Annotated in this window: 20 protein-coding genes; 7 read left to right on the top strand and 13 right to left on the bottom strand. The window is 68.7% G+C overall.

The features are described from left to right. The first annotated feature begins 114 nt into the window (after positions 1–114). Genes LRF89_RS01555 through LRF89_RS01545 form a run of 3 tightly spaced genes read left to right on the top strand, consistent with a single transcriptional unit; the run spans position 115 to position 3117 of the window. Positions 115–573 (top strand): PaaI family thioesterase, encoded by a 459-nt coding sequence (locus tag LRF89_RS01555; protein WP_201241945.1) that lies wholly within the window; start codon positions 115–117, stop codon positions 571–573. Continuing rightward, positions 566–1030, top strand: coding sequence for an acyl-CoA thioesterase domain-containing protein (locus LRF89_RS01550; protein WP_238633240.1), 465 nt, complete (start codon positions 566–568; stop codon positions 1028–1030). The genes LRF89_RS01555 and LRF89_RS01550 overlap by 8 nt, the downstream gene beginning before the upstream one ends. Beyond that, positions 1027–3117 (top strand): S9 family peptidase, encoded by a 2091-nt coding sequence (locus LRF89_RS01545; protein WP_238636483.1) that lies wholly within the window; start codon positions 1027–1029, stop codon positions 3115–3117. The genes LRF89_RS01550 and LRF89_RS01545 overlap by 4 nt, the downstream gene beginning before the upstream one ends. Before the next feature lie 52 nt (positions 3118–3169). Here LRF89_RS01545 and LRF89_RS01540 read toward each other — a convergent pair whose 3' ends face one another. Together LRF89_RS01540 and LRF89_RS01535 are read right to left on the bottom strand one after the other, a co-directional pair. Further along, on the bottom strand, positions 3170–3625 hold the full coding sequence (locus tag LRF89_RS01540) for a NapC/NirT family cytochrome c (protein WP_238636482.1): 456 nt from the start codon (positions 3623–3625) through the stop codon (positions 3170–3172). A gap of 20 nt (positions 3626–3645) precedes the next feature. Next, entirely contained in the window at positions 3646–5247 is a 1602-nt protein-coding gene (locus LRF89_RS01535) for an ammonia-forming cytochrome c nitrite reductase subunit c552 (RefSeq protein WP_238636481.1), read from the bottom strand. A gap of 155 nt (positions 5248–5402) precedes the next feature. On the opposite strand from LRF89_RS01535, the gene LRF89_RS01530 reads away from it, so the two are divergent. Continuing rightward, positions 5403–5855 (top strand): hypothetical protein, encoded by a 453-nt coding sequence (locus tag LRF89_RS01530; protein ID WP_238636480.1) that lies wholly within the window; start codon positions 5403–5405, stop codon positions 5853–5855. Positions 5856–5925: 70 nt separating this feature from the next. On the opposite strand, the gene ccmI is transcribed toward LRF89_RS01530, so the two are convergent. From ccmI to LRF89_RS01480, 10 genes are all read right to left on the bottom strand, one after another. Next, positions 5926–6822 carry a c-type cytochrome biogenesis protein CcmI gene (gene ccmI / locus LRF89_RS01525; protein ID WP_238633919.1) on the bottom strand — a complete coding sequence of 299 codons (897 nt, stop codon included), beginning with the start codon at positions 6820–6822 and terminating at the stop codon, positions 5926–5928. 15 nt (positions 6823–6837) lie between these two features. After that, the gene (locus LRF89_RS01520; RefSeq protein ID WP_201170428.1) at positions 6838–7368 is read right to left on the bottom strand and encodes a cytochrome c-type biogenesis protein; all 531 of its coding nucleotides are present in this window, start codon (positions 7366–7368) and stop codon (positions 6838–6840) included. Then, entirely contained in the window at positions 7365–7898 is a 534-nt protein-coding gene (locus tag LRF89_RS01515; protein WP_201170425.1) for a DsbE family thiol:disulfide interchange protein, read from the bottom strand. Before LRF89_RS01515 ends, LRF89_RS01520 begins: the two co-directional genes overlap by 4 nt. Continuing rightward, positions 7895–9922, bottom strand: a complete 2028-nt coding sequence (locus LRF89_RS01510; RefSeq protein WP_238636479.1) for a heme lyase CcmF/NrfE family subunit — start codon at positions 9920–9922, stop codon at positions 7895–7897. The genes LRF89_RS01515 and LRF89_RS01510 overlap by 4 nt, the downstream gene beginning before the upstream one ends. A gap of 2 nt (positions 9923–9924) precedes the next feature. After that, positions 9925–10374: a cytochrome c maturation protein CcmE gene (ccmE, locus tag LRF89_RS01505; RefSeq protein WP_201170422.1), complete on the bottom strand. Its 450-nt coding sequence runs from the start codon at positions 10372–10374 to the stop codon at positions 9925–9927. A 3-nt stretch (positions 10375–10377) separates the two neighbouring features. Then, entirely contained in the window at positions 10378–10566 is a 189-nt protein-coding gene (gene ccmD / locus LRF89_RS01500) for a heme exporter protein CcmD (protein ID WP_201170419.1), read from the bottom strand. Next, entirely contained in the window at positions 10566–11390 is an 825-nt protein-coding gene (locus LRF89_RS01495) for a heme ABC transporter permease (RefSeq protein WP_201241938.1), read from the bottom strand. The genes ccmD and LRF89_RS01495 overlap by 1 nt, the downstream gene beginning before the upstream one ends. Before the next feature lie 95 nt (positions 11391–11485). Further along, positions 11486–12154, bottom strand: a complete 669-nt coding sequence (gene ccmB / locus LRF89_RS01490) for a heme exporter protein CcmB (protein ID WP_201170415.1) — start codon at positions 12152–12154, stop codon at positions 11486–11488. A 9-nt stretch (positions 12155–12163) separates the two neighbouring features. Further along, entirely contained in the window at positions 12164–12844 is a 681-nt protein-coding gene (gene ccmA / locus LRF89_RS01485) for a cytochrome c biogenesis heme-transporting ATPase CcmA (protein ID WP_238636478.1), read from the bottom strand. Between the two features lie 127 nt (positions 12845–12971). Beyond that, positions 12972–13313, bottom strand: a complete 342-nt coding sequence (locus LRF89_RS01480) for a high-potential iron-sulfur protein (RefSeq protein WP_201241936.1) — start codon at positions 13311–13313, stop codon at positions 12972–12974. Between the two features lie 181 nt (positions 13314–13494). Here LRF89_RS01480 and LRF89_RS01475 point away from each other — a divergent pair, with 181 nt between their 5' ends. The 3 genes from LRF89_RS01475 to apbC are packed head-to-tail and all read left to right on the top strand — an operon-like array spanning position 13495 to position 16857. Continuing rightward, positions 13495–15273, top strand: a complete 1779-nt coding sequence (locus LRF89_RS01475; RefSeq protein WP_443134956.1) for an ABC transporter transmembrane domain-containing protein — start codon at positions 13495–13497, stop codon at positions 15271–15273. Between the two features lie 25 nt (positions 15274–15298). Further along, positions 15299–15763, top strand: a complete 465-nt coding sequence (locus tag LRF89_RS01470; protein WP_201241934.1) for a molybdenum cofactor biosynthesis protein MoaE — start codon at positions 15299–15301, stop codon at positions 15761–15763. Beyond that, positions 15760–16857 (top strand): iron-sulfur cluster carrier protein ApbC, encoded by a 1098-nt coding sequence (gene apbC, locus LRF89_RS01465; protein WP_201241933.1) that lies wholly within the window; start codon positions 15760–15762, stop codon positions 16855–16857. The genes LRF89_RS01470 and apbC overlap by 4 nt, the downstream gene beginning before the upstream one ends. Before the next feature lie 24 nt (positions 16858–16881). Here apbC and LRF89_RS01460 read toward each other — a convergent pair whose 3' ends face one another. Next, complete coding sequence (locus tag LRF89_RS01460; RefSeq protein WP_238636476.1) at positions 16882–17619, bottom strand: glutamine amidotransferase; 738 nt, start codon at positions 17617–17619, stop codon at positions 16882–16884. Between the last annotated feature and the right edge of the window lie 13 nt (positions 17620–17632).

The raw sequence follows: 17632 nt of genomic DNA, 5'->3' as shown, positions 1-17632 counted from the left end.
CACTCGGCGGTCACGGCCGCTTGATCTGTGCCGGCGGGCTCGTAGACTGGGCGGCACCATCCAGACATGACGGCGGTCTCAGTTGCGCAGACCGCTACAGCGCAGGGACGGAACATGACCGCAGAGACGGACAACGGTGCCGGGATCGGCCTCGAGCACGCCCGGCGCCTCTTCCGGGGCTCACCCCACGGGGCGCTGATCGGCCTGGAACTGGTGGAGCTCGGGGACGATCATCTGATCGCCCGGGTGCCGTACCGCCCGGAGCTGGTCGGCAATCCGGAGACCGGCCACATCCACGGCGGCGTGATCACCACGCTCATCGACCAGAGCTGCGGGGCGGCGGTGCTGATGGCCACCGGCCCGGCGGAGCGGATCGTCACCCTCGACCTGCGGGTCGATCACCTGCGCCCGGCGGCCGCCGGGCGGGACGTCTACGCCCGCTGCGAGTGCTACCGCCTGGCCGGTGAAGTCGCCTTCGCCCGGGCCGTGGCCTACGAGGACGACCCGGCGGAGCCCTTCGCCACCAGCATGAGCGCCTTCATGCGCCTGCGCGAGGGGGTGGGCCGTGGCTGAACTCCTGGAACAGGTCCGCGCCGCGCGTGCGGCCGGCGACTGCCAGCGCCTGACCGACCTCGTCCCCTACGCCCGGCTGATCGGCATGCGCTTCGAGCCGTGTCCGGAGGGCGAGGGGCTGTGCATCCGCCTGCCGTACCGCGACGATCTCATCGGCCGGCCCGGCAGCGGCTCGCTACACGGCGGGCTGCTCGGCGCCTTCCTCGAGCACGGGGCGATCATGCAGATCCTCTGGGAGGGGCAGAGCTGCTACCTGCCGCGGATCATCAACTTCCACGTGGATTATCTGCGCCGCGGGGCGCAGGAGACCACCTACGCCACGGTGGAGATCCGCCGTCAGGGGCGGCGTGTGGCCAATGTGCACGCCAGCGCCTGGCAGTCGGAGCCGCAGCGGCCGATCGCCGCCGCACGTGGCCACTTCCTGCTGACACCGCCGGAGGGGAGCGACGGGATATGAGCGCATCGACGCCGCAGCCGCCGCGGGCCGCCGAGGCCCCCGAGGTCATCGAGCGCTTCGGGGTGCAACTGAACGATCCCTACGCCTGGCTGCGCGACCCGAACTGGCGGGAGGCGATGCTCGACCCCGGGCAACTGCAGCCGGCCATCCGCGCCCACCTGGAGGCAGAGAACGCCTACACCGAGGCAGTGCTGGAGCCGGTGGCGCCGCTGCGCGAGCGGCTCTTTGCCGAGCTGCGCGGGCGGATCAAGGAGGAGGACGCCTCGGTCCCGGATCCCGACGGCCCTTACGAGTACTACGTGCGCTACCGCGCCGACGGGCAGCACCCGGTGGCGTGTCGCCGCCCGCGCGGCGGAGGGGCCGAGGAGGTCCTGCTCGACGGTGACCGCCTGGCCGAGGGGCACGCCTACTTCCAGCTCGGTGACTGGGTCCACAGCGACGATCACCGCTACCTGGCCTACGCCGTGGATACCAGCGGTGCCGAGGCGTACACCATCCGCATCCGCGATCTCGAGCGCGGGGTCGAGCTGCCCGAGTGCCTGGAGCAGGCCCGCGGCGACTTTGTCTGGGCCGGGGACGGGTGCACGCTCTTCTACACCGTCCTGGACGATGAGCACCGGCCGCGCTGGGTCTACCGGCATCGGCTGGGTGATCCGGCCAGCGCGGACGAGGTGGTCTACGAGGAGACCGATCCCGGCTTCTTTATCGGCCTGGAGCGCACCGAGAGCCGGCGGTTTTTGCTCATCGAGACCCACGATCACACTACCTCGGAGGTCCACGCCGCGCCCGCCGACGATCCGGAGGCCGGGTTCCGCTGCCTGATGCCCCGCGAGCGCGGCGTGGAGTACACGGTCAGTGACAGCGGCGAGCACTGGCTGATCCTGACCAACCGGGCGGCGCAGGACTTTCGCATCGTCCGCGTGCCGCTCGAGGCCCCGGAGCCGGGGCGTTTCGAGGAGCTGGTCCCGCATCGCCCCGGTGTGCTGATCCACGACATGCTGCTCTTCCGCGATCACCTGGTGCGCCTGGAGAGCGAGGATGCGCTGCCGCGGATCGTCGTCCGGCGTCTGGCCGATGGCGCCGAGCACAGCGTCGCCTTCGAGGAGGCGGCGTATGCGCTGGGCCTCGCCGGCGGGCTCGAATACGAGACCACCCGGCTGCGCTTTAGCTACTCCTCGCTGACCACGCCGGGACGGGTCTACGACTACGACATGGAGACCCGGGTGCGGAGCCTGCGCAAGGAGCAGGAGATCCCCAGCGGGCACGACCCGGCGGCTTACGTGGCGCGGCGGCTCTACGCCACGGCCGCCGATGGGGAGCGGGTGCCGATCTCGCTGCTCCACCGGGCGGACGTGCAGCCGGGGGCGGAGACGCCGCTGTGGCTCAACGGCTACGGCGCCTACGGCATCAGCCAGCCGGCCGCCTTCTCGCCGCACCGTCTCTCGCTGGTCGATCGCGGCTTCGTCTACGCCATCGCCCACGTCCGCGGTGGCAAGGAGCGTGGCTATCGCTGGTACGAGGCGGGCAAGCTCGAGCACAAGCCGAACACCTTCAGCGACTACGTCGCCTGTGCCGAGCACCTGATCGAGGCCGGTTACACTGGCGCCGGGCGGGTGGTCGTCCACGGTGGGTCGGCCGGCGGCATGCTCGTCGGCGCCGTGCTCAATCAGCGCCCGGAACTCTTCGGGGCGGCCGTGGCCGATGTCCCCTTCGTCGACGTGCTCAACACCATGAGCGATCCGAGCCTGCCGCTGACCCCGCCGGAGTGGCCGGAGTGGGGCAATCCGCTGGAAGACGAGCAGGCCTTCCGTACGATCCTCGGCTACTCGCCCTACGAGAACGTCCAGGCCCGCGCCTATCCACCGATCCTCGCCACCGCCGGGGTCTCGGACCCGCGCGTGACCTACTGGGAGCCGGCCAAGTGGGTGGCCCGGCTGCGCGCGCTGAAGACCGACGACAATCCGTTGCTGCTCTACACCAACATGAGCGCCGGCCACGCCGGCCCGGGCGGACGCTTCGACTACCTGCGCGAGGTGGCGTTGCGCTACGCCTTCGTGCTCTGGGTCTTCGGTCGCCCCGACGGCTGAGCGCCGGCCCCGGAGGGCGGCGGCTCTGCGGCTGGGTCGGCCGCAGAGCCGCCTAGGGGCGCTTCATCCGCTGCAGCTGCCGGTCGTGGCCGGAATCGTGGCAGGCCATGCACGTGGGGGCATGCTCCATGTAGCGGTTGTGCCGGGCGATGAAAAAGGGCTGCTCCTCGGCGATGGCGTCGGTGATGTGGCAGTCCACACAGTTCTCGCTGGTCTCCTCGGGGTAGCGGGGCAGGGGGTCGTTGTGGGGATTCACCTGCCCAGTGACGGTCAGCCAGACCTTGCGTGTGCCCTGGATCTTGTCGTAGGCGAAGCCCTTGGTGTGGCAGGCAATGCAGTCCACCTGCCGGTGCTCGCTCTGATCCCAGGAAGTCTTCTCGTAGGCGTGGCAGGCCGCGCAGAAGTGGTTGTTGATGGTCAGCTGATGGGCGCCGTAGCCGCCGCCGAGCAGGAGGGCCAGTAGCACGATCAGCAGCGCGATGATGCCGAGGGGGCCGAAGCGTCTCATCCGTGGGTCCTCCGCGTGGCTCAGCGCAGCCGCTTCTGGCCGTCCCAGACCTTGTCAGCCTCCGGCAGCGGGTCCAGGTACTCCAGCCACGGGTGGGAGGCCAAGTGCTCCTCATCCATCTGCAGCGCCCGGCTGTGCTCCATGATCGGTGGCACCAGCTCCTCGATGGGAGCGGCGAACAGATCCGAGGCGATCGCGTAGTCGCTGGCGCGCAGGGCCAGCTCCACGGCGCGGTTGCTGTACTGCTGCGAGGAGGCCAGGGTATCGAGCGCCTTGCTCGGATTGTGGGCGCCGGCGCTGTTCTCCGCCGAGACGTAGTCCCAGTACCACTGCCCGCGGCGGATCATCTGCCGGGCCTCATCCAGCAAGTCGGCGTCGAGCTGTTCCTCGTCCAGCTCCCGGGCCAGGCGGACGGCCTCGTGGGCGCGCACCGACTTCTCCTGGGCGACGTTCAGCTGCCGCCAAACCCGCTCCTGGTGAGACTCGGTGCGCTCGCGCAGCCAACTCGGCGACTTGTCCTCGTGGCAGCCCTGGCACGATTTCTTGATCATCTCCTCGCTACTCAGCGGCGAGGTCAGGTGGTGGGAGGTGATATCGGCCCGGCCCTTGCTCACCCGCGGCATGTGGCAGTCGGCACAGGCGACGTCCGCCTCGGCGTGCACGCTGCCCTGGTACATCTCGAACTCCGGGTGCTGGACCTTGATCATGGGTGTCTCCGAGACCGGGTGCACCCAGTCGACGAACTGCCCCTTGAACCCGTCGCGCTCCGGGTCACCGTCCTCCTTGAACTCGAACATGTCCCCCGGGTCGAGGCCCTCGTCCCAGGGCAGGTGCGGCTTGGCGGCCACGCCGTGATCGCCGTCCTCGAAGTAGTACTCCACGTGGCATTGGGCACAGACCAGCGAGCGCATCTGCTGAGTGGACTTGTTGCGCCAGTCCTTACCCTGGCGCTCCAGGTACGCCTTCAGCGGGACGCTGGTGATCCGTAGCCGCATGTCCTCGTTCGGGTCGTGGCAATTGGTGCAGCCAATGGCGTGATCCGCCGGATCGTGGATCTTGCGGTAGTCGTGGAAGTTCGAGGACCAGAAGTCGTCGCCCTTGGCCTCGAGCAGCTGTGGCATGGTGTTGCCCTTGCAGTTCCAGCAGGTGGCCGGCAGGTCCGCCTGTTCGCTGTAGCGGTTGATCCGGTCGGTGGTGGTCACGTCGATGACCGCATAGGTGTGGCCGCGGGCGCGCTCGTAGTGCCACGAGAAGGGGTAGCCGAGCCACAGGTTCTTCAGGTACGGCTGGGCGTGCCGGTAGCCCTCGGGCAGCGGGCTCTCGCCGTCGTGCTTGTGGTGGGGGACCGAGCCGCCGTACTCGGTCATCACTGTGTCGTCCCAGTTCTTCTGGTACGAGCGATACTGCGGCAGGTGCCGGAAGGCGCTGTTGCCGATGCCCAGATCCCACGCGTCGATCTCCTCGGCGGAGGTGTCGGCGTCGCCGTCCTGATGCGCCGCTGCGGCCCCGGTGGGGGCGCTCCCATCGCCGTTGCCGGCAACGGCCAGGGTCAGGCCGACGATACCGCCGATCAGGATGAGACCGAGTATCACTGTCGTGAACCGAGTTGCCCACTCGCCCATCGTCCCACTCCGTGGTCGATCGGATTGATCATGATCATCGTAGTGCTCGATGAGCGGAGCCGTCCAATACAGAACCTTGCATGTTCCTTCGCCCGGCGGCAGCCTTGGATGCTGGTTCAGTCCGACCATCCATTGCAGAGCAGGGGAGGAGCAACATGGCCGAGACCAGGCAGGGGCCGCCGGGCGGGAAGAAACAGCGGCCGAGGAATCTGCCGCGCTGGGCCAGCTGGCTGCTGGCGCTGGGGATCATCTTCGGTGCCGCGGGCCTGATCTGGCAGAGCTTGCCGGGGGGCGGTTTCAGCACCGACCTGACCCGGATCGGGCAGGGGGAGCCGATCGGCGTGCTCACGCACGAGACCGCCAACCCGACCAGCATGGGGATCATGGATCAGCTCGATGGGCTCAGCGAAGAGGAGCGGGCCGGAATCGCGTTCATCGTCGCCGACCTGGGCACCCCTGAGGGGCAGGCGTTCGCCGAGCAGTACGGGGTAAGCACCGCCGGGGTGTTGATGTTCTTCGACGGCGAGGGCGCGTTCCAGGATGCCCTGGCTCCGCCGCGGGATGCGTCGGAGATCCGCGATATGGCTCAGGAGGTGGCGGACAACTGATTCATTCCCGCGTCGGGGGGGGGGGGGGGGGGGGCCCCCCCCCCCCCCCCCCCCCCCCCCCACGGCCGGATCAGCCCTCGCCGTCCGGCAGCTGCCGCAGGTTCGACTGGATCGCCTGCGCCTCTTGGGAGTTCGGCGGTACGACGTCCAGAAGCTCTTCCCAGTAGGATCGGGCCCCCTCGTAGTCCGCGTTGTTGTAGGCCGCGGTACCAGCCAGCCACAGCGCGCGGACGTTCTCCGGATCGATCTCCAGGGCGCGCTGGAGATACTCCATGGGTTCACCCTGCAGGTTGCCGGTGGTCGCCGCCAGGATATCGGCGTACTCGGCGAGAAGGTTGGGGTCGTCGTCCGCACCCAGATCCAGCGCCCGCCGGAAGGCGTTCTCGGCCTCGTCGAGGTTCTCCAGGTAGATCATGGTGCGGCCGTAGAGGACCCATCCGGTGGGGTCGTCGGGGCTCTGCTCCAGCCGATCACGCAGCTGTTGCGCCATGGCCTCGATCTCGTCCGGGTCGTGCTGTTGCGGCTGCCCCGGTGCGCCAGACTGCTGCTGGCGATCCGGCGTGGTCGGAGTGCCAGCCTGGGTGAAGGCGCGCTCGTCGCCAAGGGAGTGGTACATGGACAGCGCCAGCACCGGCACGGCCACGGCACTGACGGTGGCCGCCGCGATGACCACCCCGCGGCGGGCCCGCGGCAGATAGCCGGCTTGCTCCTCCTCGCTGTCGATGGCCCCGCTCTGGACCAGGTCCCGGTCCAGGTCGGCGACCGCCGCGTCGTACTGCGCCCGGCTCAGGGTGCCGTTCTCCAGATCCTGGTCCAGCTCACGGATACGGTCCCGGTGGATCGTCGCATTGACCTGCCGACGCGACTGCGTCCGCGTCCGCGCGGCATCCCGCAGCAGCGGGAAGAGCACGAAGATCAAGGCGAGGGTGCAGAGGACCACAACGGCCCCTACGAAGGCTCCACTCATCGATTCCCCCTTGGGTTAGTCGCCGCGCCGGAAACGTTCCAGCGCCCGCCGCTCGGATTCGGTCAGATCAGTCTGCGCCGCCTTCTGCTGACGGTGGCGGATGACCTGCAGCCACGCCACGCCGCCGATGACCAGCAGCAAAAAGGGGCTGACCCAGAGCAGGGCTGTGTTCATCTGCAGCGGCGGGTTGTAGCGGACGTAGTCGCCGTAGCGCGCCGTCATGAAATCGACGATTTCGTCCTTGTCGTAGCCATCGACGGTCATCTCGTAGACGCGGCGGCGCATGTCCCCGGCCAGCTCTGCCGGCGACTCGTAGATGGTCTCGGTCTGGCAGACGGTGCAGCGCAGCTGCCGGACCAGGGTGTAGTACTGCTCTTCCTGCTCTTCGGTCTCGAAATCCAGCGGCTCGCCAATGGAGACCGCGCCGGCCGGCGCGGCCACCGCCGCCCCGGCGAGCAGGAAAAGCGCCACGAGCAGCCCTCGAAGACGCTGCCCGGTGGTGTCGCCGCGGCGCGCCTGCGACGCTGCAACCAGAGTTACGCTCATGACCGCTCCGCCTCCAGTTCCTCGATCAAGGGCAGGATGTCGTTGCGCAGTACCTCGGCGTTCACCGGCCCGATGTGCTTGTGCCGGATGACGCCTTGGGCGTCCAGCAGATAGGTCTCGGGGGTGGCGTACACGCCCCATTCCATGCCCGCCTCCGCCCGCGGATCGTAGGCGATCTCGCGGAACGGGTCGCCGAAGAGATCCAGGTAGCGCTGGGCACTCTCCCGGCTGTCACGGTAGTTGAAGGCGTGGATGGCGATGCCCCGCTCAGCCAGCTGGCGCCAGTAGGGGTGCTCATGGCGGCAGCTCTCGCACCAGGACGCCCAGACGTTGACCAGGGCGATCTCGCCCACGAAGTCCTCCCGGGTCAGGGTGACCCCGGAGTCGCGCAGCGACTCCAGCTCGAAGGCTGGTGCCGGTTGGCCGACCAGCGGCGAGGGCAGGCTGCGCGAGTCCAGGCTCAGGCCCACGTAGAGCAGGCCGAGGACCGGCAGGGTCAGCAGCAGCGGCAGCAGCAGTCGCTTGTTCATGATGACGGCTCCTGCGCCGAGGCCGGTCCCACCACGCGGTTGTCGTTGCTGTCGACGTGGGCCTCGGAGACCGTGCGCCGGTCGCTGGCCATGCGGTAGCGGCGATCCGCGGCCGCCAGGAAGCCGCCGAAGGCCATCAGCAGGCATCCGGTCCACATCCAGAACATGTACGGCTTGTAGTAGAGCCGCATGGTCCACGCCCCCTCGCCCAGATCATCACCCAGCGATACGTAGACATCGCGGGTCATGCCGCGGTTCAGCGAGGCCTGGTGCATGGGCATCTGCGGCTGCGAGTCGTAGTAACGCAGCTGCGGGTGGAGGACGTCGATGACCTCGCCGTCCTGATTGAGGACCTCGACGGTGGCCTGCTGGGCATCGAAGTTCGGCCCGCGGACCACCTCGCTGTCGAGCATGCGGAACTGGTACGCCCCGGCGGTGGCCGTCTCACCCGGGGCCAGGCGTACGTCCCGCTCGACCTCATAGGTGTTGACCATGGCGATGGCCATGACTACCAGGGCCAGGCCGCCGTGGGCCAGGTGCATGCCGAAGAAGCTCGGGCGCAAGGCCGCCTGCAGCGCCTTGCCAGCCCCCTGTTGACGCCGCCGGCTGAAGCGCCGGAACAGGTCCACCGCAGCGGTCAGCAGGATCCACGCCGCCAGGCCGAGGCCGAGGGCGGTGAGCGGGTTCCAGGCGCCCATGGTCAGCGGCCAGACGCCGCCGATTAGGGCACTGACCAGCAGCACCCAGCGCAGCTGGCGGACCGTCTCCATGGGGTCCGACTGTTTCCAGGAGACCACCGGCCCGATGCCGATCAAAAACAGCAGCGGTAGCATCAGCGGCATGAACACCGCATCGAAGTAGGGCGGGCCCACCGAGATCTTGCCCAGGTCAAAGGCGTCCAGGGCCAGCGGGTAGAGGGTGCCGATGGCGATGGCCGCGCAGGCGACCACCAACAGCACGTTGTTCGCTAGTAGCAGCGATTCCCGCGAGTACCAGCCGAATACGCCGCCCAGTCCCACCTTGGGGGCACGCCAAGCGTAGAGGGCCAGGGACCCCAGCAGGGTGACCGCCAGGATAGCGAGCAGGAAGACGCCGCGGTCGGGGTCGGTGGCGAAGGCGTGGACCGAGGTGATCACGCCCGAGCGGACGATGAAGCCGCCGAGGACGGTCAGCGCGAAGCTGACGATGGCCAGCATCACGGTCCAGACCTTGAAGCCGCCGCGTTTCTCGGTCACCGCCAGTGAGTGGATCAGGGCGGTGGCCGTGAGCCAGGGCAGCAGAGAGGCGTTCTCCACCGGGTCCCAGAACCACCAGCCGCCCCAGCCGAGCTCGTAGTACGCCCACCAGGAGCCGAGCCCGATACCCAGGGTCAGGAAGCCCCAGGCGGCTGTGGTCCACGGCCGCGACCAGCGCGCCCAGGCGGCATCGAGGCGACCGCCAATGAGCGCGGCGACGGCGAAGGCAAAGGCGACCGCCAGGCCCGTATAGCCGATGAACAGCAGCGGTGGGTGGATGATCATCCCCGGATCCTGGAGCAGCGGATTCAGGTCCGTGCCCTCGGTCGGTGCCGGGAAGATGCGCTCGAACGGGTTGGAGGTCAGGGCAGTGAAGGCGATGAACGCGACGGCCACCATGCCCAGCACCGCCAGCACCCGGGCCAGCATCTCCCGCGGCAGGGCGCGGCTGAATACCGCCACGGCCACCGTCCAGGCGCTGAGGGTCAGGACCCAGAAGAGCATCGAGCCCTCGTGGCCACCCCAGACACCGGTGATCTTGTAGACCAGCGGCAGCGCTGCGGCCGAATTCTCGGCCACGTAGCGGATCGAGAAGTCGTTGGTGACGAAGGCCGCCGTCAGGATCAGGTAGGCGACCAGCAGGAAGACGAATTGCCCGACGGCCAGCGAGCGGCCCGAGTTCATCAGCCGGGCATCCCCGGTGGCCGTGCCGACCAGCGGGAGGATCGACTGGATGACGGCCAGGCAGAAGGCCAGGATCAGGGCAAAGTTGCCGAGCTCACCAAGCATCGTTAATAGTCCCCGGCTTCATCGAAGGAGTGTTCGACCCGGTCCAGGGCCTCCTGCGCCTCGGCCGGCATGTAGTCCTCGTCGTGACGTGCCATGACATTGTCGGCCTTGAACACCCCGTCGGAGGTGATCCGGCCCTCGACCACGACGCCCTGACCTTCGCGGAAGAGGTCGGGGAGGATGCCTTCGAAGTCGACGGGTACGCTCGCCTCGGTGTCGGTCACGTGGAAGCGGACCCGGGTGGAGGCGCTGTCACGCTCCACGGAGCCGTCCTCGACCAGTCCGCCGATGCGAAAGTGCCGTTCCGGCATATCGGACTTGGCCATCACCTCGGACGGCGTGATGAAGAAGGTCATGTTGTCACGGAAGGCATTGAGCACCAGCGCCGTGGCAACGCTCACCCCGGCGACCACACCGAGTACCAGGAACAGCCTCTGGTGTCGCTTCTTCATCGTTCACTCCCCCTGCGATTGTGCGGCGGTCGTGCGCCGCGACTGCCGCTGAAGCATGGTCTGCAGGTGACGGCGGCGGCGGCTGACCAGCAGCCACTCGACGAGCAGTACCGCGGCCACCATGCCGAACGACCCCCAGACGTAGGGCGCGTGTCCGCCCATGGCCAGAAAATCACCGATTCCGTCCCACATCAGGCTTCTCCTCCGGACTCCGCGATGCGCTGTTCACGCGCGGTCTCGTCAGCAGCCCGCTCGCGCTGGTCGCGGGTGAGGGTGCCGGCGGCCGCCGCCCGGGCCCACTCCTTGCGCGACTCCCGGCTCATGGCCTCGGCCTGGGCGCGTCGCAGCACGATGGCCGCCGAGTAGATCCAGAAAGCCGCGGTCATCAGCAGCAGCGCAGCGAGCATTGAATCGGCCATGCTCGGCCCGTCCGCCCGGATGACCGAGGCGCCCTGGTGCAGGTTGTACCACCACTCTACGGAAAAGTAGATTATCGGTACGTTGACCGCGCCGACAATAGCCAGCAAGGAGGCGGCCCGACCGCCTTTCTCGCGGTCGTCCGAGGCGGCGTGCAACGCGATGTAGCCGAGAAAGAGGAAGAGCAGGATCAGCGTCGAGGTCAGCCGCGCGTCCCAGACCCAGTAGGTGCCCCAGGTGGGCGCGCCCCACAGGGCGCCGGTCCACAGGCCCAGGAAGGTCATCAGCGCTCCGGTCGGGGCGATGGCCCGGGCCATGATGTCGGCCATCTTGATCCGCCAGATCAGGTAGATCGCCCCGTATAAGGCCATCAGTAGATAGAGGAACATCCCCATCCACGCCGCCGGGACGTGGATGAACATGATCCGGTAGCTGTTGCCCTGCTGGTAATCCGGGGGTGCGACAAAAAACCCCACGTAAAGGCCTGCCACGGCGAACAGGGCAGCGGCCGCCCAGAGCCAGGGCACCAGGCGCTGGGCCAGCACGTGGAAGTTGGCTGGTGCCGTGTACTTGAGCCAGGGAATGGGTCGAGCGGTCATGCAGTTATCCCGTCGTTCTCCGTAACGCGTCTACGTCACTACGCCTTCGATCCCGGAAACGGGTGTCAAGTTCCCGTTACGCGGATGCTCTCGTCTCAGTCCAGGGCAATGCGCAGCGCCCCGGCGATCGCCAGGGGCACCAACGGCAGCGCCAGGGCCAGCATGGCACCGAGCAGCGACAGGTGCGCCTGATAAGAGGCGTCGAACATCGCCTCTGAAACCGCCCCCGCGCCCAGCACTAGGACCGGCACATATAGGGGCAGGATAAGCAGTGCCATCAGCGCCCCGCCGGCCCGCACGCCCAGGGTCATGGCGGCCCCCACCGCGCCAAGCAGGCTCAACACCGGGGTCCCGAGCAGCAATGATAGCGCGAGTACCAGCAGTTCCGCCCCCTCCAGACCCAGCGAGTAACCCAGGGCCGGGGAGAGAATCACCAGCGGCAGCCCCAGGGCCAGCCAGTGAGCCACGACCTTGGCCAGCGCCACCAGGGCCAGGGGCTGTGGCGACAGGGCCAGTTGCTCCAGGGTGCCGTCGCGCCAGTCATCGGCGAACAGCCGGTCCAGCGAGATGAGGCTGGCCAGCGCTGCCGCCACCCACACCCCGCCGGGCGCTAGCGTGCGCAGCTTGTCCGGCTCGGGGCCGATGGACAGGGGAAAGAGGGTGATGACGATCACGAAGAAGGCAACGACGGTCAGTACGTCCTGACGGCGCAGGACGATGAGCGAAACGTCGCGCCGCAGGAGTGTCCAGAGAGACCTCACCATGGTGTCGTTCTAGTCCAGATCCAGGATGCGCGGCTCGGGCAGGCCGTCGATGGATTGATGGCTGGTAGTGATGACCAACCCCCCGTGCTGCAGGTGGCCGGCGATGCGCTCGAAGAGCCACGCAACGGCGCGCCGGTCCAAGGCGGTCAGCGGCTCGTCGAGGATCCACAGTCGCGCCGGCGAGAGCAGCAGGCGGGCCAAGGCCGTGCGTCGGCGCTGGCCCTGGGAAAGGTACCGGACTGGGATGTCCTCGCGTCCGGCGAGGCCGGCCTGCTCGAGGGCGTCGAGGCGTTCGTCCAGAGAGCTCGACTCACCGCGCAGCCCCTGGTGGACCTGCAGGTTCTCCAGTGGGGTCAGCTCGTCCTTGACGGCGTCGCGGTGGCCAACGTAAAGCATTTGCCGGCGGGCCCGGTCATCGAGCCGGCGGACCTCCTGATCGAGCCAGTGGATGCGGCCACGGGTCGGTTCGGTCAGGCCGCAGAGGGTGCGCAGCAACGTCGTCTTGCCGCTGCCGTTGCGCCCGCGTACGAAAAGTAGCTCGCCGGGGCCGAGGGCGAAGGAGATCTCCTCGAAGAGGAACTCCTCGCCGCGGCGGCAGGCCAGGTGCTCGACGCGCAGGCGGCTGGCCGCAGCGTCGGTCTCGCCGCGAGTGTACTGGTTGTTCGGTGTATCGCTGCGTAGGGCGTCCATCGTCGGTCCCGGGTTGCCTCCGATGCCCTGTGGCGATCGCGCTCAGGGTATAAAAAAGGGAGCGCCAGCCGGCGCCCCCTCGTCGCTCCGCCTGGCAGGCGGAGCCGCTCGCCGAAGTGCGAGCAGCTTACGCCGGTGCGTAGACCGAGCACCAGCCCTCGCCGTGCACCAGCACGTCGGTGAAGCTCGGATGCTCGCAGTAGCCCCAGTCGCCGTCCACGTAGTCGACCCAGAACTGGCAGTTCTCGCACAGCTGCCCTTCCTGGAAGCGGGCGTGGTCGGTGTCGGCGGCGTCGTTCACGTAGTCGTGATCGTGGTCATCCTCCGCCTTGGGCAGGTCTTCCACGTCATCGGGCAGGCCGGCAACGGCGGTGCCCTTGGTCACCAGCGTGGCCAGCGGAATGGCGGCCACGGCCATGGCGCCGTTCTTAAGGAACTTGCGGCGGTCACCGTCGATCGGGTTGCTCATGCTCACCCTCCTGTCGGTTTTCTCTTGGGTGTCACGGTGGGACACGGACTTTATCATTTGGTTCCGCGCCGCCCCCCGGGGCGCCGTTCCAAGCGGGGGGGGGGGGTCGCGATTCATGTCCGCACCACGCAAGCTGTAACCTTACTGGTCCATCCACCGCCAAGGCAAACGGAGTCAGACCCTGAGACGTCGATCGACACTGCTGCGCCTGGTGCGCATGCTCGAGCCGTACCGCTGGCGCCTGGCCGCTGCGGCCGCAGCGCTGCTCGTCGCCGCCGGAGGCGTGCTGGCCATCGGCCAGGGGCTTCGGCTGGTCATCGATCACGGGTTCGCCGATGGCGATGCGGCGATGCTCGATCGTGCGCTGCTGGCGACCCTGGCGATGATCCTCATCCTGGCGCTGGCCTCGGCAACCCGCTACTACCTGATCACCTGGATCGGCGAACGGCTGGCCGCGGATCTGCGCGAGCAGCTCTTCCACCGCCTGCTCCGCCTGGAGCCGGCCTTTTTCGAGCGCACCGGGGCGGGCGAGGTCCAGTCCCGGCTGACCGCCGACACCACGGTCCTGCAGAATCTCTTCGGCTCGGCGTTGTCGATCGCCCTGCGCAACGCCCTGACCTTCGTCGGCGCCCTGTTGCTGCTGTTCGTCACCAGCCCGCGCCTGGCCACCCTGGTGGTGGTGGGCATTCCGCTGATCCTGATCCCCATCCTCTGGTTCGGGCGGCGGGTGCGCAGCCTCTCTCGGGACAGCCAGGACCGGGTGGCCGACGTGGGCCGTTTCGCCGGGGAATCGCTGCACGCCATCGGCACGGTCCAGGCCTTCGGCCATGAGGCCGAGGACCGCAAGCGCTATGCCGAGCGGGTGGAAGAGGCCTTCGCGACCGCCATCCGTCGGACCTGGCAGCGGGCGTGGCTGACCGGCGTAGCCCTGCTCTTCGTCTTCGGCGCGGTCGGTGCCGTGCTCTGGCAGGGCGGTCACGATGTGCTCGCCGGGCGCATGACGCCCGGGGAGCTGTCGGCGTTTGTCTTCTATGCGGTGCTGGCCGCCGGGTCGGTGGCCGCCATGGCCGAGGTGGCCGGAGAGATCCTGCGTGCCTTGGGGGCCACCGACCGCATCTTCGAGCTGATCGATGCGGAGCCGCGGATCCGGGCTCCGGACCGCCCGCGAGCGCTGCCGCACCCGGTGCGTGGCGAGGTGCGTTTCGATGGCGTGACCTTCGCCTACCCGGCGCGGGCGCATCAGCCGGCACTGCGTGGGGTGACCCTTTGTGCGCGCCCCGGCGAGCGACTGGCCCTGGTGGGACCGTCGGGTGCGGGTAAGAGCACGCTGCTGCAGCTGCTGCTGCGCTTTTACGATCCGGATGCCGGTTGCGTGCAGCTCGATGGGGTGGACCTGCGCGACCTGGATCCGGCGGAGCTGCGCCGCTGCACCGGGCTGGTTGCCCAGGAGCCGGTGCTTTTCACCGGGACTGCCGCCGAGAACATCCGCTATGGCCGCCCGGAGGCCGGCGATGCCGAGGTGCGTGCAGCAGCGCACGACGCCAACGCCCTCGGGTTCCTCGAGCGGCTGCCGCAGGGGCTGGATACCGAACTCGGCCCCGGTGGGGTCCAGCTCTCCGGCGGTCAGCGCCAGCGCGTCGCCATCGCCCGCGCCATCCTGCGCGACCCGGCGGTGCTATTGCTCGACGAGGCCACCAGCGCACTGGATGCGGAGAGTGAGCAGGCCGTGCAGCAGGCGCTTGAGCGCCTCATGGCCGGGCGGACGACCTTGGTCATCGCGCACCGGCTGGCTACGGTCGTGGCCGCCGACCGCATCGTGGTCCTGGACCAGGGGCGGGTGGAAGCCCAGGGGACCCACAGCGAGCTGCAGCAGCATAGTCCCCTGTACCGGCGCTTCTGCGCCCTGCAGCTGGGCGGGGCCGAGCCGGCGAAGGCCGACAGCGGAGCCAGCGTGTCATAATGACGCGGACTGGCCAGGAGGTGGTATGAACCGGGTGACCGACGAGCCCATCGCACTCGAGCCGCTGCTCGCCGATACCGCCGACCCCGCGGCCGGCGCCCTGGTGGTTTTCGGCGGGACGGTCCGCGATCACCACGAGGGGCGGCGCGTGGCGGCGATTGCCTACTCGGCGTACCGCCCCATGGCCGAGCGCGTGCTGGCCGAGCTGGAGGCCGAGGTGATCGAGCGCTTTGGTGTCGGGGCTTGTCGCATCGTTCATCGCGTCGGCGAGTTGGCCATCGGTGAGGAGAGCGTCGTCGTCGTGGTTCGAGCTGCCCACCGGGGTGAAGCTTTCGAGGCGGCCCGTTACGCCATCGACACGCTCAAGGTGCGGGCGCCATTCTGGAAGGACGAGCATTATGAGGACGGAACCCGCGCGTATCAGCAGGGGGTGCCGCTGACCCCCCTGACCGGCGCGGATGGGAAAACGACTGCCGGGGGAAAGGTATGACGAATCTCACCCGTGAGGCCGTGGAGCAGGCTCTGCGCCAGGTCCGGGATCACTATCTGGGCACCGATCCGGTCTCGGCCGGCTGCGTTGACGAGATCGCGATCGACGACGAGAGCGTTCGGGTGGTGGTGCAGCTCGGCTACCCGGCCGGGGGCTATCGCCAGACGCTGGGCGAGGAGCTGCGTGCCGCCATCGAGCAGGGGACCGGGGCGCAGCAGGTGCAGATCTCGGTGCAGACGCGCATCCACGCCCATGCGGTTCAGCCGGGCGTCAAGGCGCAGGACGAGATCAAGAACATCATCGCCGTCGCCTCCGGAAAGGGCGGTGTGGGCAAGTCGACGGTCACGGCCAATCTGGCCCTCGCGCTGCAGGCCGATGGCGCCCGGGTCGGGGTGCTCGACGCCGACATCTACGGGCCGAGCCAGCCGCGCATGCTCGGTGTGCGTGGCCAGCCGGAGTCCCGGGACGGCAAGCACATGCAGCCGATGCTCGGCCACGGCATCCAGGTGATGTCGGCCGGCTTCCTGGTCGATGAAGAGACCCCGATGATCTGGCGAGGGCCCATGGTGACCCAGGCCCTGGAGCAGCTGCTCACCGAGACGGCCTGGGAGGGGCTTGACTACCTCATCGTGGACATGCCGCCTGGGACCGGGGACATTCAACTCACTCTGGCCCAGAAAGTGCCGGTCAGTGGCGGCGTGATCGTCACCACGCCCCAGGACATCGCGCTGCTCGACGCACGCAAGGGGTTGCGCATGTTCGAGAAGGTGGATGTGGCCGTGCTCGGTATCGTCGAGAACATGAGCACGCACATCTGCTCGAACTGTGGCCATGAGGAGCACATCTTCGGCAGCGGTGGCGGCGCCGCCATGGCCAGCCAGTACGGGGTGCACCTGCTCGGATCGCTGCCGCTGGATATCACCATCCGCGAGCAGTCGGACAGCGGCCACCCCACCGTGGCCGCCGACCCCGACGGCCGGATCGCTACCGATTACCGGCACATGGCGCGCAGCGTCGCGGCCCAGTTGTCGTTGCGCGAGCGCAGTTCCGGCAGCGCCTTCCCCAACATCGTCGTCGGTGATTCCTCCGAGTAGCCAGCGGCCAGCCGGGCGCGTTGTCTAGCGCGCCCGGCTGGTGACGTAGGCGGCGAAGCGATCGAGCAGCGCCGTCGCCTCCGGCGTGGCCGCGACCTGGCGATAGAGCGCGCGCGGGTCGAAGCCCTCCCGGCGCAGATCCGGGCGGCGATGGAAGATGTAGCCGCGGGTGATGGCGGTGTCGAACTCCGGGTGGAACTGGACGCCCCAGGCGTGACGCCCCCAACGGAACGCCTGGTGAGCGTCGTGCCCGTTGGCGGCGAGAACGACGGCGCCCTCGGGCAGTTCCAGCACCGACTCCTCGTGGGTGACGTGGGCTGCGAAGCGCTCCGGCACGGGGGCGAACAGGGGGTCGTCGGCGCACGGTGCCAGGCGCTCGACGCCGACGGTGCCGATCTCGCGGCCGCGTGGGTTGGGGCCGGCGTGGCCGCCGAGGCCGTGGGCCAGCAACTGGTGGCCGTAGCAGATACCGAGGATCGGGATATCTTTGCCGGCGGCTTGCGCGAGCCAGTCGGCGGCGGCTTCGCTCCACGGTTCACGATGCGAGACCATCGCCGGTGAACCAGTGACCACGATACCGGCCGGGTGAGCCGGTTTCGGCAGGGATGCGGGTCCGGCGGTGGCGTCCACGGTGCGCCAGGGAGCACGCCCCAGGCCGGCGCCGATCCAGTCCTCGAAGTCACCCTGCCGGCGCAGTGCAGGGAGGGTGCGTCCGGTCTTGACCACCCAAATGGTTCCGTCGGTGGTGTGCTCATTCGTCATGCCCGAAAGCTCC

The sequence above is a fragment of the Halorhodospira sp. 9621 genome, from assembly GCF_022228055.1.
Classification (GTDB): domain Bacteria; phylum Pseudomonadota; class Gammaproteobacteria; order Nitrococcales; family Halorhodospiraceae; genus Halorhodospira; species Halorhodospira halophila_A.
The sequence above is the reverse complement of the archived record's forward strand: the minus strand, read 5'-3'. Positions and strand labels throughout refer to the sequence as shown.

What these genes read in the sequence shown, in the direction of transcription:
- apbC (WP_201241933.1), top strand. Translation starts at nt 15,760, where the DNA reads ATGACGAATCTCACCCGTGAGGCCGTGGAGCAGGCTCTGCGCCAGGTC.
- LRF89_RS01470 (WP_201241934.1), top strand. Translation starts at nt 15,299, where the DNA reads ATGAACCGGGTGACCGACGAGCCCATCGCACTCGAGCCGCTGCTCGCC.
- LRF89_RS01545 (WP_238636483.1), top strand. Translation starts at nt 1,027, where the DNA reads ATGAGCGCATCGACGCCGCAGCCGCCGCGGGCCGCCGAGGCCCCCGAG.
- LRF89_RS01530 (WP_238636480.1), top strand. Translation starts at nt 5,403, where the DNA reads ATGGCCGAGACCAGGCAGGGGCCGCCGGGCGGGAAGAAACAGCGGCCG.
- ccmE (WP_201170422.1), bottom strand. Translation starts at nt 10,374, where the DNA reads ATGAAGAAGCGACACCAGAGGCTGTTCCTGGTACTCGGTGTGGTCGCC.
- LRF89_RS01515 (WP_201170425.1), bottom strand. Translation starts at nt 7,898, where the DNA reads ATGAACAAGCGACTGCTGCTGCCGCTGCTGCTGACCCTGCCGGTCCTC.
- LRF89_RS01495 (WP_201241938.1), bottom strand. Translation starts at nt 11,390, where the DNA reads ATGACCGCTCGACCCATTCCCTGGCTCAAGTACACGGCACCAGCCAAC.
- LRF89_RS01520 (WP_201170428.1), bottom strand. Translation starts at nt 7,368, where the DNA reads ATGAGCGTAACTCTGGTTGCAGCGTCGCAGGCGCGCCGCGGCGACACC.
- ccmA (WP_238636478.1), bottom strand. Translation starts at nt 12,844, where the DNA reads ATGGACGCCCTACGCAGCGATACACCGAACAACCAGTACACTCGCGGC.
- ccmI (WP_238633919.1), bottom strand. Translation starts at nt 6,822, where the DNA reads ATGAGTGGAGCCTTCGTAGGGGCCGTTGTGGTCCTCTGCACCCTCGCC.
- LRF89_RS01535 (WP_238636481.1), bottom strand. Translation starts at nt 5,247, where the DNA reads ATGGGCGAGTGGGCAACTCGGTTCACGACAGTGATACTCGGTCTCATC.
- ccmB (WP_201170415.1), bottom strand. Translation starts at nt 12,154, where the DNA reads ATGGTGAGGTCTCTCTGGACACTCCTGCGGCGCGACGTTTCGCTCATC.
- LRF89_RS01555 (WP_201241945.1), top strand. Translation starts at nt 115, where the DNA reads ATGACCGCAGAGACGGACAACGGTGCCGGGATCGGCCTCGAGCACGCC.
- ccmD (WP_201170419.1), bottom strand. Translation starts at nt 10,566, where the DNA reads ATGTGGGACGGAATCGGTGATTTTCTGGCCATGGGCGGACACGCGCCC.
- LRF89_RS01460 (WP_238636476.1), bottom strand. Translation starts at nt 17,619, where the DNA reads ATGACGAATGAGCACACCACCGACGGAACCATTTGGGTGGTCAAGACC.
- LRF89_RS01510 (WP_238636479.1), bottom strand. Translation starts at nt 9,922, where the DNA reads ATGCTTGGTGAGCTCGGCAACTTTGCCCTGATCCTGGCCTTCTGCCTG.
- LRF89_RS01480 (WP_201241936.1), bottom strand. Translation starts at nt 13,313, where the DNA reads ATGAGCAACCCGATCGACGGTGACCGCCGCAAGTTCCTTAAGAACGGC.
- LRF89_RS01540 (WP_238636482.1), bottom strand. Translation starts at nt 3,625, where the DNA reads ATGAGACGCTTCGGCCCCCTCGGCATCATCGCGCTGCTGATCGTGCTA.